Source organism: Acinetobacter sp. P1(2023) (assembly GCF_028367635.1).
Classification (GTDB): domain Bacteria; phylum Pseudomonadota; class Gammaproteobacteria; order Pseudomonadales; family Moraxellaceae; genus Acinetobacter; species Acinetobacter pittii_E.
The window spans coordinates 121,090-137,039 of record NZ_JAQNDD010000011.1 but is presented as its reverse complement, the minus strand read 5'-3'; the positions used below and the strand labels follow the sequence as shown (position 1 = coordinate 137,039).

At 36.4% G+C, this 15,950-nt stretch carries 14 protein-coding genes; 3 read left to right on the top strand and 11 right to left on the bottom strand.

The window, feature by feature from the left end; genetic code table 11:
• Window positions 1-16: 16 nt before the first annotated feature.
• The 9 genes from POD11_RS15435 to POD11_RS15395 all read right to left on the bottom strand — a co-directional run bounded on the left by POD11_RS15435 (window position 17) and on the right by POD11_RS15395 (window position 10,088).
• Window positions 17-1,651: a long-chain-fatty-acid--CoA ligase gene (locus POD11_RS15435; protein WP_262457804.1), complete on the bottom strand. Its 1,635-nt coding sequence runs from the start codon at window positions 1,649-1,651 to the stop codon at window positions 17-19.
• Between the two features lie 144 nt (window positions 1,652-1,795).
• Window positions 1,796-3,679, bottom strand: a complete 1,884-nt coding sequence (locus POD11_RS15430) for a sigma 54-interacting transcriptional regulator (RefSeq protein ID WP_262457803.1) — start codon at window positions 3,677-3,679, stop codon at window positions 1,796-1,798.
• Between the two features lie 23 nt (window positions 3,680-3,702).
• A complete protein-coding gene (locus POD11_RS15425) occupies window positions 3,703-4,470 on the bottom strand; it encodes an SDR family NAD(P)-dependent oxidoreductase (protein ID WP_262457802.1) in 768 nt (255 codons plus the stop codon).
• Window positions 4,471-4,489: 19 nt separating this feature from the next.
• The gene (locus POD11_RS15420) at window positions 4,490-5,650 is read right to left on the bottom strand and encodes an acyl-CoA dehydrogenase family protein (protein WP_262457801.1); all 1,161 of its coding nucleotides are present in this window, start codon (window positions 5,648-5,650) and stop codon (window positions 4,490-4,492) included.
• Window positions 5,647-6,375 carry a histidine phosphatase family protein gene (locus POD11_RS15415; RefSeq protein WP_262457800.1) on the bottom strand — a complete coding sequence of 243 codons (729 nt, stop codon included), beginning with the start codon at window positions 6,373-6,375 and terminating at the stop codon, window positions 5,647-5,649. Before POD11_RS15415 ends, POD11_RS15420 begins: the two co-directional genes overlap by 4 nt.
• Window positions 6,368-6,712 carry a hypothetical protein gene (locus POD11_RS15410; RefSeq protein WP_262457799.1) on the bottom strand — a complete coding sequence of 115 codons (345 nt, stop codon included), beginning with the start codon at window positions 6,710-6,712 and terminating at the stop codon, window positions 6,368-6,370. Before POD11_RS15410 ends, POD11_RS15415 begins: the two co-directional genes overlap by 8 nt.
• Window positions 6,709-7,698, bottom strand: coding sequence for a phosphotransferase family protein (locus POD11_RS15405; RefSeq protein WP_224991905.1), 990 nt, complete (start codon window positions 7,696-7,698; stop codon window positions 6,709-6,711). Before POD11_RS15405 ends, POD11_RS15410 begins: the two co-directional genes overlap by 4 nt.
• A gap of 179 nt (window positions 7,699-7,877) precedes the next feature.
• Complete coding sequence (locus POD11_RS15400; RefSeq protein WP_262457798.1) at window positions 7,878-9,227, bottom strand: OmpP1/FadL family transporter; 1,350 nt, start codon at window positions 9,225-9,227, stop codon at window positions 7,878-7,880.
• Between the two features lie 255 nt (window positions 9,228-9,482).
• Window positions 9,483-10,088 (bottom strand): TetR/AcrR family transcriptional regulator, encoded by a 606-nt coding sequence (locus POD11_RS15395; RefSeq protein ID WP_224991907.1) that lies wholly within the window; start codon window positions 10,086-10,088, stop codon window positions 9,483-9,485.
• Window positions 10,089-10,472: 384 nt separating this feature from the next.
• Between POD11_RS15395 and POD11_RS15390 the strand changes: the two genes are divergently transcribed.
• From POD11_RS15390 to POD11_RS15380, 3 genes are all read left to right on the top strand, one after another.
• A complete protein-coding gene (locus POD11_RS15390) occupies window positions 10,473-12,008 on the top strand; it encodes a flavin-containing monooxygenase (protein WP_262457797.1) in 1,536 nt (511 codons plus the stop codon).
• Window positions 12,009-12,079: 71 nt separating this feature from the next.
• On the top strand, window positions 12,080-13,003 hold the full coding sequence (locus tag POD11_RS15385) for an alpha/beta hydrolase (protein ID WP_262457796.1): 924 nt from the start codon (window positions 12,080-12,082) through the stop codon (window positions 13,001-13,003).
• 46 nt (window positions 13,004-13,049) lie between these two features.
• Window positions 13,050-13,925, top strand: a complete 876-nt coding sequence (locus POD11_RS15380) for a phytanoyl-CoA dioxygenase family protein (protein ID WP_262457795.1) — start codon at window positions 13,050-13,052, stop codon at window positions 13,923-13,925.
• A gap of 84 nt (window positions 13,926-14,009) precedes the next feature.
• Here POD11_RS15380 and adeS read toward each other — a convergent pair whose 3' ends face one another.
• Together adeS and adeR are read right to left on the bottom strand one after the other, a co-directional pair.
• On the bottom strand, window positions 14,010-15,080 hold the full coding sequence (adeS, locus tag POD11_RS15375; RefSeq protein WP_262457794.1) for a two-component sensor histidine kinase AdeS: 1,071 nt from the start codon (window positions 15,078-15,080) through the stop codon (window positions 14,010-14,012).
• Window positions 15,081-15,128: 48 nt separating this feature from the next.
• Window positions 15,129-15,857: an efflux system response regulator transcription factor AdeR gene (adeR, locus tag POD11_RS15370; RefSeq protein ID WP_016141004.1), complete on the bottom strand. Its 729-nt coding sequence runs from the start codon at window positions 15,855-15,857 to the stop codon at window positions 15,129-15,131.
• Window positions 15,858-15,950: the final 93 nt, after the last annotated feature.

The window sequence follows — 15,950 nt, the reverse complement described above, 5'->3', positions numbered from 1 at the left end:
TTTTTTATGTTGATCATTATTTACATTCAGCAAAAGAACTATTGGTGAAATAGTCGTGATAACGTTCTCTCAATATTTTTTTACTGATTTTTCCAGTGGGTGTATGCGGTATTTCTTCAACCAATATGGTTGCTGAAGGAATGGCCCATTTATGTAATTTGGATGATAGAAAAAGTACTATTTCAGAATGTTCAATTTTTTCTTGTGGAAACTTTGGCACCAATATTAAAAGTGGGCGTTCTCCCCATTTCGGATGATTGGCGGCAATAACGGCGGCTTCTGCAACTTTTTCATATCCCATCGCTGCATTTTCAACTTCAACACTACTGACCCACTCTCCTCCCGACTTGATCATATCTTTAGCGCGGTCTGTAATATGCATATATCCATATTCATCTATGCACGCGATATCTCCTGTATCAAACCATTTATCCTCTTCTTCTACTGCTTTTGTTTGATTGATATATTGCTTGGCAATTGTATGGCCGCGTACTTCTAAAATGCCTTCATGCACACCATCGTGAGGAAGCAATTGATGATTTTCATCACGCAATCTCATTTGGATACCGAAGATAGGTTTGCCGCATTTAATTGATTGGGTTTCGACATTATTTTTGATTTGATCTACTCGATTACAGACTGCCATTGAACTGGTTTCAGTCATTCCCCAAGCATTTTCAACAGAAACCCCATAATGGCTCAAAGATTCAATAAGCGAATACGGCGCAGCTGAACCACCAGATATTGCCCGTTTTAAACTGACTGATGAAATATGGTGGTCTTCAAGATAATTTTTAAAAGAATTCCAGATGGTCGGAACAGCCATAGAAATATCGACGTGCTCTGATTGGATCAAATTGAAAATTTTCTCAGTCTGACCGGCAAATGAGTGAGACCAAACAATTTTTGCACCCGATAAAACGGCGTTAAATGGCATTCCCCATGCGCTAATATGATAAAGAGGCACCAATGGCATAATACAGCTGTCATGCGTTAAGCCAATCGCATTTGGCATGCTGAGTATTAACGCATGTAATACCGTACTACGATGTGAATAAAGAACACCCTTGGGATCACCTGTTGTACCGGATGTATAGCAAAGTCCACTTGCACGTTGTTCCGGGATATCTGGCCAATCATATTCAGGCTGTTCTGAAGCAATGATCTCTTCATAAAACATAAAATCAAATTTTGCTTGTAGATCTCTATTAGGATCGCCTAGCACGATAAAATGCTTTATGACTGGCTTTATATTTTCATAAATAGAATCAAGCAATGCTAAACAATCAGGCTCAATAATAATTACTTCATCTTGAGCAGAATTGATAATTTGAATTAATTGTTCAGCTGCCAATTTAGGATTAATTGTATGATAAATTCTTCCCGTACATGGGATGGCATAATGTAATTCAAAGTGCTGATATGAGTTCCACGCCATTGTTCCGACTTTAGCATCAGGACTTACACCTAATCGATCTAATACATTGGCAAACTGAGCAACTCGCCCGAAAGCATCTTTATATGTATATCGATGCTTAGTGACCCCATCTGCCTTTAAGGATACAATTTCTTGATCTGCATAAACTGTCAAAGCATGCTGCATTATTGAAGTAATATTTAAATTACAATGCATCATTAATCCATTCGTCATTCTTATTTCCTCACACAATTTAGCAACTGATTCAGATGCTTATATGAGTCAATGCAACTATGGTGCCAAATATTTTTATTATTATTTTCAAAAACTTACTTTAAATTATTATTTTTCTTTTTTGAAAAAATTTCAATTTTGAAATTAATTATTTATTAACTTCATTCTACGCCACAATGTAGTCCGGCTAATTCCAAGTTTTTGTGCAGCAAGATCTAAATCGCCATCTACTTCGGCAAGTATTTGTTCAATTAGACTCAATTCCTGATTTACCTTTACTTCTTTTAATAAAGGTTGTGCAGTTTGATTCATTGGCGGCTGAAATAGCTCTGGTAATTGTTGCTTTAAAAATTCTGGAGTTAAAATTTCCTGATCAAGCTCCAATAACACATTAATTCGTTCAACAATGTTTTCAAGTTCGCGGATATTACCCGGCCAAGAATAATGATAGAAAGTCTTCTGTAAAATATTCGGTAAATCATCCAGCGTTTTTTTATATTTTTCTAAAAACAGATTCGCTAAATACAAGACATCTTCTTTTCGTTCTTTTAAAGACGGCGTATACACTCTTAAAATGTTTAAACGATAGTAAAGATCTGCTCTAAACGTACCATTTTGTACTAGCTCTTCTAAGTTCGCGTGAGTTGCAGCAATTACACGTATATCTAAATGATGACTTACCACTGAACCTAAACGATTAATCTGTCTCTCTTGCAATACTCTTAAAAATCTCGTTTGGAGATGTAATGGCATATCTCCAATTTCATCTAAAAAAAGTGTGCCAGTATGCGCCGCTTCAATTAAACCAATACGCCCATTTTTTTTCGCTCCTGTAAAAGCTCCTTCTTCATAACCAAAAAGCTCACTTTCTAATAAACTTTCCGGAAAAGAAGCACAGTTGATTGCGACAAACGGCGCTTTATAACGACGGCTATGATTATGAATACTTTGTGCCAGCACTTCCTTACCCGTACCACTCTCACCCGTAATGAGAATCGTACTATCGGTTTTTGCATATGCTTTTGATAACTTGATAATCTGCTGGAAATTGGGATTTTGCGTCAAAATCTGGTCAAAGGTATATCTGGTATTAAAGTTTTTAGACGAAACCTTTCTAAATTGGCTATTAGATTGCTCTAAGGCATTTAACTCCTGCACTCTTAAGATATAGCCATCTATATAGTCATTTTTTAGCTTGGAAATATATACAGCAAGCTTTAGATTTTTAAATTGAACGAGTTGATGACTATTTTCTTGATCGATATCAAAGTTGAGCCCTTCAAAAATCTCTAATGCTGGTTTGTTTAATACATCTGAAGGATCTTTTTCGAGTAAAGCACTCATGGAATTATTAATTAAAGAAATCTTTTTTTGTTTTGTGATAAAACAAATGCCTTCATTTAAATGATTAAAGATCTCGGTCAAACGTAAAGTCGAGTACTGCTCCCTACGGATCTTTTCAAGGGTACGCAAAGCATTTTGCAGCAAGTCTTTTAAAGATGGCACACTAATGGCTAAATGCCCGACTAGATTTTCATTCAGTGCCAGCTCTACTGCAACAGGCGAGCCAATAATAGCGTCAAAGCCTTGCTTCTTAATTAAATGAATGGTTTTCTTGGCATCTAAATATGAGTCATAGTTAAATTGTTGTATGTCTAAAGCAAAAATATCCGAATAATTTTCAAGATCGACAGTAGACGTATTCCCAACCAAAGCAATGCGCTTATATTGTTTTAAATTTGATATGGCCTGAATAACATCAAAAGTTCCTGTACGAATAACCTGTATATCAATGTTTAATTTCTTTTGTAGAAAACTTGCTGTGGCTCCCGTACAAAGAAGAATCTGACAGCCATTTTCAACTAAGGTTTGAGCAACATCTTGCACATCAGAAATATGGCATTCAACCAAATCAATTTCATCAGAATCTACTTCTTTTATAGCTTGCTCAACCAAAGAACGAAAACCATTAATATTAGGTTTTTTAATATAGGTGACCAAAATATTAATTGGTTTTCGGTTTAGCATTTTTTACTCCATTAAAAAACGTTTTATATAGGGGCAGAACTATGACCGCCGTCGACTTTAATTTCGATGCCTGTGATGCCTTGACCAGCTTGCGAAGCAAGTAATAGTAAAGGCCCATTTAAATCATCAAATTCTACAAACTTCCTTGTAGGAATCTTTTTTAAAAGCTGTTGCCCTGTCTCACTCGTTAAATATTCTTCATTAATTTCAGTAATCATATAACCTGGAGCGATGGCATTTACATTTATACCAAACCTAGCTAACTCTACTGCCATTACTTCTGTTAAATGGCGTAATCCAGCTTTTGACGCACAGTACGGGCTAACACCAAGGTTTGTAGACTGAGATAAAATTGACGTAATGTTGATGATTGATCCTTGTTGTCCAACCTTAATCATATGCTGCACAACTTCTTGTGTACATTGCCAAGGGGCTTTGAGGTTAGTATCTACAATCTTATCCCAGTCTTCATCGTTATAATCTAAGAAACGCTTGGTATCACTCACACCAGCATTATTAATTAACACATCTATTGTGATTCCTTCTGCTTCTAGATTATTAAGCATATCTTTTACAGCTAAACGGTCATTTATATCTAATGAAAAAGTATGAACTTTTACTCCAAACTCATTTTTGATATAGCTCTCTAACTCTTTCAATCGTTCTAGCCGTCTGGCACAAATGACAATATGAGCGCCTTCCTTAGCAAACAATTCAGCCATATGATGACCCAAACCACTTGAAGCACCCGTAATTAAAATATATTTATCTTTTACGTCAAAAATATTCATTCTTTTATACCTCCCTTTATTATGCCTGTTTCCCTAATAACTTTTTAGCAATGCTCATGCGATGAACTTCATTTGCTCCATCATAGATTCTGAAACCGCGTGCATCTTTAAAAATCTTGCAGACTACTGATTCATCCGTCATGGCCTGTCCACCTAAAATCTGAACTGACCGATCTACCACACGCCATATACCTTCAGAGCTGATCACTTTAACTAAACTGGACTCGTAATTTCCTTTCTCGCCCAAATCTAAAACTTGCGCGCAATAATGAACGGCTAATCGAGTCGTTAAAATATCCATTTCATTGTCAGCAAGCATAAAACCAACGCCTTGGTGGTCTCCTAATCTCTTACCAAAAGATTGACGCTCACGTGCATATTGAGTAGCGATATCATGTGCTCTCTTGGCTTGTCCTAACCATCTCATGCAATGGGTTAAACGAGCTGGGGCTAGGCGAACTTGAGCATATTTAAAACCTTTACCAATTTCACCCAAGACATTTTCTTTAGGTATTCGTAAGTTCTCAAAGCGTAAAATACCGTGCCCGCCTGAAAAGCATGAGTCCATAGCATTCATATTTTTTTCTAATATAAATCCCTCAACATCCGTATCTGTTAAAAACATAGAAGCGGAGCCATCTTCCATCTTTGCCATAATAATAGCGACACTTGCTCCTTCTGCTCCTGTAATTAACCATTTACGCCCATTAATAACGTAATCATCGCCATCAGCAATTGCGGTTGTTTGAAGCATAGATGGATCTGAGCCAGCACCCGGTGCAGGTTCCGTCATAGCAAAGCAAGATCTAATTTCTCCAGCTACCAGTTTTCTTAACCATCTTTCTTTTTGTGCATCATTTGCAACAGCATCTAATAGATGAATATTTCCTTCATCAGGCGCATGAATATTTAAAGCAATAGGACCTAAAGCAGAATAACCCGCTTCTTCGAAAGCCACAGCCTTTTGTAAGTGCGACCATCCAAGTCCGCCCATTTCCTGACTTGCATGAGGGGTAAGTAGTCCCCAACGGCGTGCACGACTCACTAATTCTTGGCGCAAAGCTTCACTAGGCCCATGGCTATCTTGACGAGGATCATTTTCTAATGGGATCACCTCTTGTTGGATAAATTCTCTTACTTTCTTTTGTAATTCTAATAATTCATTAGATAGCGTAATCATGAGCTGAGCTCCTTTAATTTAAAACCTTGGGTCGCGATATAAGTTTCATACACATCATCCATAGCGCTATTAAATAGCTCATTTTTAATCAGATTATATGCAGTGAAGTTCTGGAGTTTGATTCGTTTACTTATGACAATTTGATTTTCAATCTTTAAATCAAGAATATTTAAACAGCCATAATCCTGCTCCTGCGAATAGACATCTTTGCAGTCATGCCCATATACCCAATTAATGAGTATTCTGTTCACAATATCGTGCGAAGAAATCAGAATATTCTGGTCTTTGCTCGCCGTTAAAATTATCTTTTCAAACCATGCCAATACACGATTAATAAAGAGAGACCAGCTTTCACCTTGTACAAACAATTCAAGATTGTTTTTATAGAATTGATAGGCCTTTTTGATTTCCAGCTCAGCGCGATCAGAAGAAATTTCCCTTAAACGCCCTGCTTTAATTTCTCGAATATCATCAAATGACATAATGTCTTTAGGCTCGTTTTGATAGCGCTTCAAAATTTCGGCTGTCTGAATCGAACGAGGCATAGTAGACGAATAAATTTTTTCAAAATTAATATCGCGTAATTGATGCGCTAAACCTTGTATTTGTTCTATTCCACGTTCGGATAACTGTGCAAATTTAGGATTAATTGGATTATTATCTGCATCAAAGTATGAAACATGCCCATGCCGAACCAAATAAATACGTAGCCGATACTTATCCATGATGAGCCACCTTGGGTTCAGTAATTTTTAGCTCTTCAGAATTAAGAGCTTTTAATATTTCAAATGTATGCTCAGATTGTTTACCCTCACGTATATCGGCAATAAACAATTGAATAGCATCATCAACATCTTTGATTGGGAAAGAAAAATAATCTTGCAAAATTCCTGAGCTATGTAATGAACAAGTTTCCTTTTGCAAAATATAAGCCTGCAAAATTTCAAAGCTTCGCATCAGCATTAATAAGTTATATTTCTGACTGCCTGATTGCGGTAAAAGCTCATTCTTGATCACGGCTTGACTCGCTTTGATCAGGTCAATCATTTTTTGCTCTTTCATTCTTTTTCTCCCAATATTTCCAAGATATTCTTTTCAAGGCGGGGAACTAAAAATTCCGTTAGGGCTAGTTCAAGTGATGGAGTAGTCATTTCATTGTTTCGGTCAGACTGTTGCATGGCAATAATTGCCCATCGAACATGAGACAGCACATGCCAGAACTTCATTTCAAATTCAGGAATATAAATATCGGAAATTTCCGCATAGGCTTTGGCAAAGTCCTTATATGAACCTATTCCCCCTGCTATATTTTCATCTTGACCAAAACGCCAGCATTTAGAAGTAAACCAACCTATATCTTCTCTACGGTCGCCCCACTGGGTAAATTCCCAATCTAAAATTCCAGAAATCTGATCATCATTAATCATGATGTTGCCTATACGGTAATCACCATGGACTAACACCAGATCATCAACTTTTGGAATATTGTTGAACATCCATTGAATGGCGTACTCAAGAATTGGACGATGTCTTTTTAAGCTATCTAGCTGCTCTATAAAACTTTCAAGTTTTTTCTCTAGATATTGATCTTTATTCGGTTTAGGAAGTAATTTTTCTAATATTTCATCTGATTGAATGGCATGTATTAAAGCAAGTTGTTTACCAATTTCTTGAGTAATTTTTTTTCGTTTTTCTTCTTCAGCAATTCGAACTAATTTATGGCCTTCTGTTACACCATCAATTTTTTTCATAATGAAGAAATCACTATTTAAAAAGTTAGGTGATTTTTCAAAATAAAGCGGCTGTGGCACTTTAATTCCAAAATGGTATAGGCGATCTAAAAGTAAATACTCTTGTTCCCGATCTGAACTGGCTTCTACGCTCGACTCAGCATTTTTTCGCAGAACTAAAGCAAAATCTTGAGTTTGAACGAGCCAATTTTCTTGAATAGCCCCACCACTCATCTTTTTTAACTGAATCTCATGAGGAATTAACCCCAAATTTTCCTGCAACAGGCCGCTCAATTGCAGTATATGGTTAGCATTCATTATTCACTCCTTGTAACTATATGCATTGGAGCAAATTGCATGCCACTATTTTTATAATAAAATTCAAACACTTAAAAAACAAAAAACATTTCAAATATGAAATCAATTTCATATTTGAAATGCTAAATAAAAAGAAATTTATAAAACTCTATTGTACTAAATAGTTATTCATAGCTCTTCTAAAAGCGATATCCAAACTTTAACGCATATGCAATTGCACGATTATTTTTAAACTCAGCCTGCTCTGAAAATTCTTTAATACCTTCGATTGGTAAATAGTAGCCACCACCTTCAGCTTTAGTATCTCCTAACCAGAAATATTTTACGCCAGCAGCAATAAAATAATTAGGCGCTGGATTAAATTGAGCACCAAGTCCAAAAGACCAGTATCCTTTCACTGGTCCAAGCGTTGAAGCAGGACTACCCGAGCCTGAATCCCAGCCAATATCAGATGCAATACTCCAACGGTCAGTTAACTGTTGTCCCAACCCAAGCGTTACACTATATTGATCTTTTTGATAAGAATCCAAATCAATACCTTGTTTATATGCCCCTTCCGTTAATGTATCCATATACATTGCTGTAAGAGCATCGTATTGCGCCGGACGAATATTAAATTTTTTCCAATTCACCCATCTAAGGCTCATATAAGCAAGCGTCTTTTCAGCAATACCTGTTTGAAAATCTATATTTACTGATTGAGGTGTTTCGACTTTTGTCTTTGCAGGCGCAGTGTATTGTAGTGGTTCACCAAATATATTTTCATCTACCTGAAAATCATATTTAATTTTTGAACGGTAAGTTATAGCGGCTTTAAGCGCAATTTCCGGAATTTGATAACTTCCTCCTAATAGCCAACCTAGCTCTCCCTTTTCTTTGAATTTAGCATTGTATCCATTAAAAGCTTCGGTATATGCCATTCCTCTGAAAGAGACATCACCTTCTACAGTTTGATAGACAGGTCCACCATACACTTGAAAGTTTTTAATAGGTGAATAACCTAAAATAAAACTTAAATTTTGGCTTTTTACATTTACAGATGTACCTTCCTGGCTGGCATCATCAGAATAACTATTATTAGGAAGAAGTGGATAAGCTGTTTTTGCAGCAAAAGGCTGATCGTAAAGTAACCCAAAGCTGAATTGGTCTGTGAGTTGTAGCTTTAGGGCTGCAGTATAAAATTGATTATCTTGCCCAATATTTCCTGTATCTCGGCTTTGATTAGGTTTACCAAGATCTGGACGATCATGAACTACGCCAGAAACAGAAGGATCAACAGCGAAGGCATTTGCTTCTGCATAATTACCAGTTTCTAAAAAAGGTAATATCGATTGGCCCGACTGTTCAAGTGCAGAAGCCTGACTATAACTACTAAAAACGACACCAATTACGCTCAATATAATTGGGCCAGATTTCAACTGAAGTCTGCTGCTTAAGAAATATTTCTTTGGATGAGTTACAAAAGTATCTTTCACTCTTTTTAAGTGTGATCTTAAGTCAGCACAATCCTTGCTTAGAGATTTTTCCATTATTCATCCTTAAATTATAATTTTTGTTAAATCGCTAAGTACCTAGCAATTTATTTGTTCACTAAAGTTATGTGCAGTAATCATAATGAACAAAATACAAGCTATAAAATTATTGACACAATGTCAATGACAACGTGTCATTAAAAATAAAACTATAGAAATATTGAACTATATTTTCATGGATGAAAAACGGAATACTATTTAAAAATAGTTTTACAGATAGAAATAAAAGAATTTTTAATGGCACAATCCTTCTTAATTTGTGCCATATAATGTTGAAATCCAAATATTTTGTAATACCTGAATTACAATTTCAGGTTGAACTTGTGAGGCATGTCCAAAAGTTTCTGAAAGATATCGCTCTTCAAGCCAAATCAAAGCTTTTGCTGTTTCTTCTACTTCTACATCTTTTTTAATTTTTCCGGCTAACTGCTCTGCTTTTATATGCTGAGCAGCTGCAGTAATAAAGTCTTGTATTAAACCACGATAAACTCGATCAACACGCTCATCCCCACTCGCAGCTTCAACGAAAGCTCTTAACAGACGGCCATGCTCTACATAAACATTTACTGAATCGACCAAAGCCCGACGCAAATCTTCCTGATGATTAGTGCCAGCTAACCAACGGTCCGCGATATCAAATAGTTCTTTACTAATATTCTGAACAAGTCGCAAAGTAAGATCATTTTTATCACGAAAATGAACATAAAAAGCTGGACGTTTTAAACCTGTACGTCGCATAACCTCATCAATATTGAGATCACGAAAATGATGTTCACTTAAAAACTGTTCAGCAGCTTCTAATATTTCTCGCTCAGATTCTTTTGGATCATGTTTCGGTCTACGGCGAGAAGTAGTCATACTATCTTATTTCCCTATTGGCTTCGGCCTCATTGTAGGTATTAACAAATCTTTCGACAAGTGTTTATAACTCTGACACCACTCGGTAATAGTTTAAAAATCAGAAAACCCCAACCTTTTAAAAACTCAATATCCCCATAAAATTCAGTATATTAAATTTATAAAATCCTCATTTAATTCTTACTTTCACTTCACAAAGAAGGACACTCACCATAATTACATACAGTCATTGACACAATGTAATTATTAATTTAATAATATTGATATGCCTAAAAATTGGATTAAGGCTTTGTCCATCAGGAAAAAATGAGGATTAAAAAATCATCATCTTAGAGATTCTAACTGGTGCTCAATTTACTCAAATTGTGTGAAGAGGAAAAAGATATGAATTCATCAGATCAAAATACTATTACTGATGTTTTAATTATCGGTGCAGGGATCGCAGGTATCAGCGCAGCCTATCATTTAAAGCAATATAGACCCGATACAACATTCGCTGTATTGGAAGGACGTGACAAAATTGGAGGAACTTGGAGCCTATTTCGCTACCCAGGTATCCGTTCAGATTCAGATATGCAATCTTTTGCATTTGGCTTTAAACCTTGGACAAATAAAAGGGTTTTTGGCAGTGCACAAATGATTTGTGATTATTTACAAGAAACCATTACTGAAAACGAAATCGAATCGCATATTCATTTTGGTTACTACATGACAAGTGCCGAGTTCTCATCTGATGAAGGCATTTGGACAGTTAAAGTAAAACGTAAAGATCAAAAAAGTTTAACCACTTTCCGCTCCCGCTTTTTACTCATGGGTACTGGTTATTATGACTATAATGCTGGTTATACCCCTGAGTTCAAAGGAACTGAAGAGTTTCAAGGTCAAATCATTCATCCTCAACATTGGCCAGAAAATCTTAATTATTCAGGAAAAAAAGTAGTAGTCATTGGTAGTGGAGCTACAGCGGTCACCTTAATTCCTGCGATGGCTCAGGACGTTGAACACATCACGATGCTTCAAAGATCGCCAAGTTATGTGATGGCTGCACCAAGTACAGATGCCATTGCAAATACTCTAAATCGCTTTCTCCCTCCTCAGCTTGCTTTCAATATTGTTCGTCGTAAAAACATTCTCCTAACTCGTGGGGTCTACAATTTAAGTCGCCGTTTTCCAAAGCTAATGCGCCGTTTTTTAATTTCTGATGTACGACGTAATTTACCGAAAGATTTCGATATCGAAACCCATTTTTCACCTAAATATAATCCGTGGGATGAGCGCTTATGTGTTGTGCCAGATGGAGATATGTTTAAAGCAATTTCTTCTGGAAAAGCTTCAGTGGTAACTGATCATATTGAACGTTTTACTAAAGATGGAATTTTACTTAAATCAGGAAAAGTACTGAAAGCAGATATCATTATTACAGCCACTGGTTTAAATGCTGTCGCATTTAGCAAAACCCAATTAATTGTGGATGGAGAAAAAATTAATTACCCCGATACCACAATCTTTAAGTCAATGATGCTCTCTGATGTTCCCAACTTTGCCTTCGCATTTGGTTATACCAATCTCGCATGGACTTTAAAAGTTGATCTTGTATGGAAGCACTTCTGTCGCCTTCTTGATTATATGGACGACAATAACTTTAAAACTTTTAAGCCAGTGATTGGCAACAAAGATATGAAGCGTGTTCCTTTTGTTGACTTGAACTCAGGATATATTCAACGAAGTATTACCCAATTTCCAATGGCTGGAACAGAAGGCCCATGGATATTAAAGCACGACTATAAATTCGATTTAGAGCGACTTCATAAAGGCTCTGTATTTGATCAAGAGTTACAGTTTTCGAGTCCAAAAACCCAGAAAAAAATTACTCTCATTACAGCAGAACCCCTGACAGCACAAATCAAAGTTCAGGCTTAACACGGCGATTTGCATTTTCACCTCTTATCTAAAGTACGAGTAAGAGAAAAAAATCAATTAGGGAAAATAAGATGGAAAATATTAAATTTACAAGTAAAGGAGTTACCTGTTCTGCATGGTATATCCCTTCAACTTCAGAAGAGTTTATGACATCTCGAGGACGACCTTGCATTGTTATGGCAACAGGCTTTGGTGGTACAAAAGACACAGGATTATTAGATTTTGCTGAGCCATTTAGCCAAGCAGGCTTTGATACTTTTATATTTGACTATCGTGGATTTGGTGAGTCAGCAGGATTACCTAGACAACATGTATCCTATATTAACCAACGCGAGGACTATCATGCAGCGATAGCAGCTGCACGAAGTTTGCCACTTGTTGATCGAAACCGCATTGTACTATGGGGTACCTCTTACTCTGGTGGTCATGTCGTTGTCGTTTCTGCACAAGATCCAAAAATATCAGCGGTTGTCTCCATGAACCCTGCTACAGATGGTTTAGCAGCGTTAAAACAAGTTTTCCAATATGGTGGAATAAAACAGATCACGACGGCTATAGGTCATGGCATCAAAGATTTGATTCATGCCATAGCTCAACGTCCTCCACATCTCATTCCAATTGTTGGGCAACCTGGTACTGCTGCCATGATTAGTACACCGGGTGCTGAAGAAAGTTATACCGCAATGGCAGGTCCAACTTGGCGTAATGAAGTCTGTGCTCGTGCAGCTCTGGAAGTCTCATACAACCGACCAGTTACTTTTGCAAAAAATGTTAAGTGTCCTACTTTGGTACAAGTCGGCTCTAATGACCAAATTGCACCACCTAACCCAGCTCGAAAAACGGCAAGCCTAATTCAAGGGCCTTCTAAACTATTGGAATACCCTATTGATCATTTTGATTTCTATACAGAATCTTGGCACGGCAAGATACTAAATGACCAAATTGAATTTTTAAAGCAGTTATTTGCCCCTAAAACAAATAGGCCTAAAAGCTAATAAATTTATTTGAAATATTCTTAATCAGAAAGGATAAGGAAATCTTATGTCACTCGTTAAATTAAGCAAAGATACACAAATCGATGAGATCGTTTCGATTATTAAAAGAGATGGTGGGGTCATCATTGAAAACTTTTTAAATGATGAAATTACCAAAGATATTTATGAGGCACTCTCAAAGCAATTAGAATTAATTCCTGACGGAGAGGATGATTATTTTGCAGGTACTAAGACCCGCCGAATGAGTCGTTTATTTGCCCGCTTGCCGCAAATGCCGTTAGTTGCCATGAACCCAGTATTTTTAGACACTGCAAAAGCGATTCTTCAAACGCCACTACATGCTTGGAGTGGTGAAAATAAAATTGAATTATGTCCAGACATTCAAGTGGGTGTGACACAAGCAATTCAAATTTGGCCCGGTCAAAAAGCTCAACCTTTACATCGTGACGATACTGTATGGATGTGGCGACATCCGGTTTATGGACGTGAAGCTAGAGTACAAATCATGTTTGCCGTGACTGATTTTACTGAAGAAAATGGTGCTACACGTGTTATCCCTGCAAGTCATTTATGGGATGATCAAAGAGTACCTAAAGAAGATGAAACGATAGCAGCCGAAATGAAGGCTGGAGATGCTTTAATATGGATTGGTTCCACCTACCACGGCGGTGGAGCAAATGTAAGTCAAGAACCGCGTATCGGTTTAACAATGTCTTATGATCTCGGTTTCCTTCGTCAAGAAGAAAACCATTATTTATCTCTATCATCTGAAACAGTTAAAAACTTTCCAGATGAGCTAAAAGGCTTGCTAGGCTGGAATATGAGCACGACATTTGTTGGATTTGTTGAACACGACGGTAAAATGATGAATCCAATAGATATGTTAAATGTTCAAAACTTTAAAACGTCTGGAATCATGTGATTCTTACCACGCTAAATATCAAAAAAGAGAAATCTGCATAAATTGAGATTTCTCTTTTTTATTAAAAGTGATAAATACTTTAGATTAAGTAATTGTTTTTATTTGAATAATAAAAGCACTATTTGGACTGCGATTTTCATATCGAATGGTGCCCGAGTGAGCTAAAACAATGGCTTGCACAACTGCCAAACCTAACCCTGTCCCCCCTAAAGCTTTATTTCTGGACTGCTCCACTCTATAAAAAGGATTAAATAATTCTTTTTGATATTCAACGGGAATTCCCGGCCCTTCATCGACTATTTCTAATATCCATTGTCCTTGTTCAACTGAAGACTTAATTTTTAAAATTCCAGGATTAGAGTATCTAATTGCATTATCAATCAACGCGATTAAGACTTGCTCCATACGTCTTGCATCACAAGATACAAGATCATTAGAAATGTCGTAATTTATAGTGAAATTTGATTGTCTAAGTTTTTCATCAAACATCCGTATTACTTTTTCAACACATCTCAAAAAATCAACTGACTCAATATTTAACTTAAGCTGTTTATTTTCAAATAAACTTAATGTCCTCAAGTCTTCTACTAAATGTGACAGCCCCTCTACTTGGTTCAACAAACTTCGAATTAGCTCGGGGTCAGCTTTAAAAACTCCATCTACGATGCCTTGTAATCTACCTTGTAAAATTGTGATGGGTGTTCTCAATTCATGAGCAATAGCAGCATTCCATACTTGTGCATTTTGTACAGAACTTTCAAGCTTTTGAGCCATATCATTAAAATTTAAAATTAATGTATAAATCTCTGTGGAGTGAACTTTTTGATCATTTGCTCGAGCAGATAAATCACCCTCACTAATTTTATTCGCGGCATCTGCCAATGAATTAATGGGCACAATAAATCTTTTTGCTAACTGCATTCCAATAATTAAAGAAATAATTGAACCACATAAAATGACTATACCTAGCCAAATCCAGTCAACAAGATGAAAATCTGTAAAGTCTCCTTGCAAGGAACTTAATGAAAGCCATCCATGATCAATTGCATAGTTATAAACAACATAGCCTACAAATACAGACAATAAAGTGATACTTAAATTCACCATACTAAAAGCAATAAAAAATTGCTTATTAATCCCTAATTTATTTTTCATTGTCTTTTCTCAACTTGTAGCATGTTGGATTTCTTCTATCTAATCCTATTATTGTTGGGGATGATCTAATCTATATCCGACACCGCGGACATTAATAAGCATGTGTTCAAGCCCGTACTCTTCTAGTTTTTTTCTTAACTTACTGACATGGCTATCAACCGTTCTTTCTAAAGCATCACTATCGGGCAAGCATTGATTCATTAACTCACCTCGAGTAAATACTCTGTGCGGCTGATTAATCATGAGGAGTAATATTTTATATTCAGTTAACGTCAGGTTGAGTAAGATTTTCCTGTCTATCTGATTGATATAGACACTATGAATCTCGGTATTGATTTCAATATTTTTATAATGCAGATTTTTGTTCGCCGTCTGTTTGTTTTGATGGGTTCTTCTTAAAACAGCCTGAACACGCGCAACCACTTCATTCGGGTTAAAAGGCTTGACTACAAAATCATCTGCACCGATTCGTAACGCCATCACCTTATCAATATCTTGATCTAATGCAGTCAGCATAATGACAGGCGTTTGTGCTTTTTGTCGAATTTTACTGAGCACTTCCCAACCATTGAGTTCAGGTAATTTAATATCAAGTAAAATTAAATCAATGGGTTGTGATGCATGAATTTCGATTGCCTGCTTACCATTCATTGCCCGAATAACTCGCATGCCTTCACGTTTTAAATATTGTTCAATAATGTCCCCAATATCGTATTCATCTTCTACAACAAGAATTTGTTTATCACGGCAATCAAAAGAAAATGAAGCTTCGAACATGAATTAATCATCGAATAATTACAATCATTTTAAATGATACGCTAATTTATCTGCAGATCTCCACACTTTTTCCACACTTCAGTGATGGTCGTT

Excerpts from the sequence above, each read along its gene's own strand:
- POD11_RS15380 (WP_262457795.1), top strand. The coding sequence starts at position 13,050 with ATGTCACTCGTTAAATTAAGCAAAGATACACAAATCGATGAGATCGTT.
- POD11_RS15435 (WP_262457804.1), bottom strand. The coding sequence starts at position 1,651 with ATGACGAATGGATTAATGATGCATTGTAATTTAAATATTACTTCAATA.
- POD11_RS15390 (WP_262457797.1), top strand. The coding sequence starts at position 10,473 with ATGAATTCATCAGATCAAAATACTATTACTGATGTTTTAATTATCGGT.
- POD11_RS15395 (WP_224991907.1), bottom strand. The coding sequence starts at position 10,088 with ATGACTACTTCTCGCCGTAGACCGAAACATGATCCAAAAGAATCTGAG.
- POD11_RS15410 (WP_262457799.1), bottom strand. The coding sequence starts at position 6,712 with ATGAAAGAGCAAAAAATGATTGACCTGATCAAAGCGAGTCAAGCCGTG.
- adeS (WP_262457794.1), bottom strand. The coding sequence starts at position 15,080 with ATGAAAAATAAATTAGGGATTAATAAGCAATTTTTTATTGCTTTTAGT.
- POD11_RS15400 (WP_262457798.1), bottom strand. The coding sequence starts at position 9,227 with ATGGAAAAATCTCTAAGCAAGGATTGTGCTGACTTAAGATCACACTTA.
- POD11_RS15430 (WP_262457803.1), bottom strand. The coding sequence starts at position 3,679 with ATGCTAAACCGAAAACCAATTAATATTTTGGTCACCTATATTAAAAAA.
- POD11_RS15420 (WP_262457801.1), bottom strand. The coding sequence starts at position 5,650 with ATGATTACGCTATCTAATGAATTATTAGAATTACAAAAGAAAGTAAGA.
- POD11_RS15415 (WP_262457800.1), bottom strand. The coding sequence starts at position 6,375 with ATGGATAAGTATCGGCTACGTATTTATTTGGTTCGGCATGGGCATGTT.
- POD11_RS15385 (WP_262457796.1), top strand. The coding sequence starts at position 12,080 with ATGGAAAATATTAAATTTACAAGTAAAGGAGTTACCTGTTCTGCATGG.
- POD11_RS15405 (WP_224991905.1), bottom strand. The coding sequence starts at position 7,698 with ATGAATGCTAACCATATACTGCAATTGAGCGGCCTGTTGCAGGAAAAT.
- POD11_RS15425 (WP_262457802.1), bottom strand. The coding sequence starts at position 4,470 with ATGAATATTTTTGACGTAAAAGATAAATATATTTTAATTACGGGTGCT.
- adeR (WP_016141004.1), bottom strand. The coding sequence starts at position 15,857 with ATGTTCGAAGCTTCATTTTCTTTTGATTGCCGTGATAAACAAATTCTT.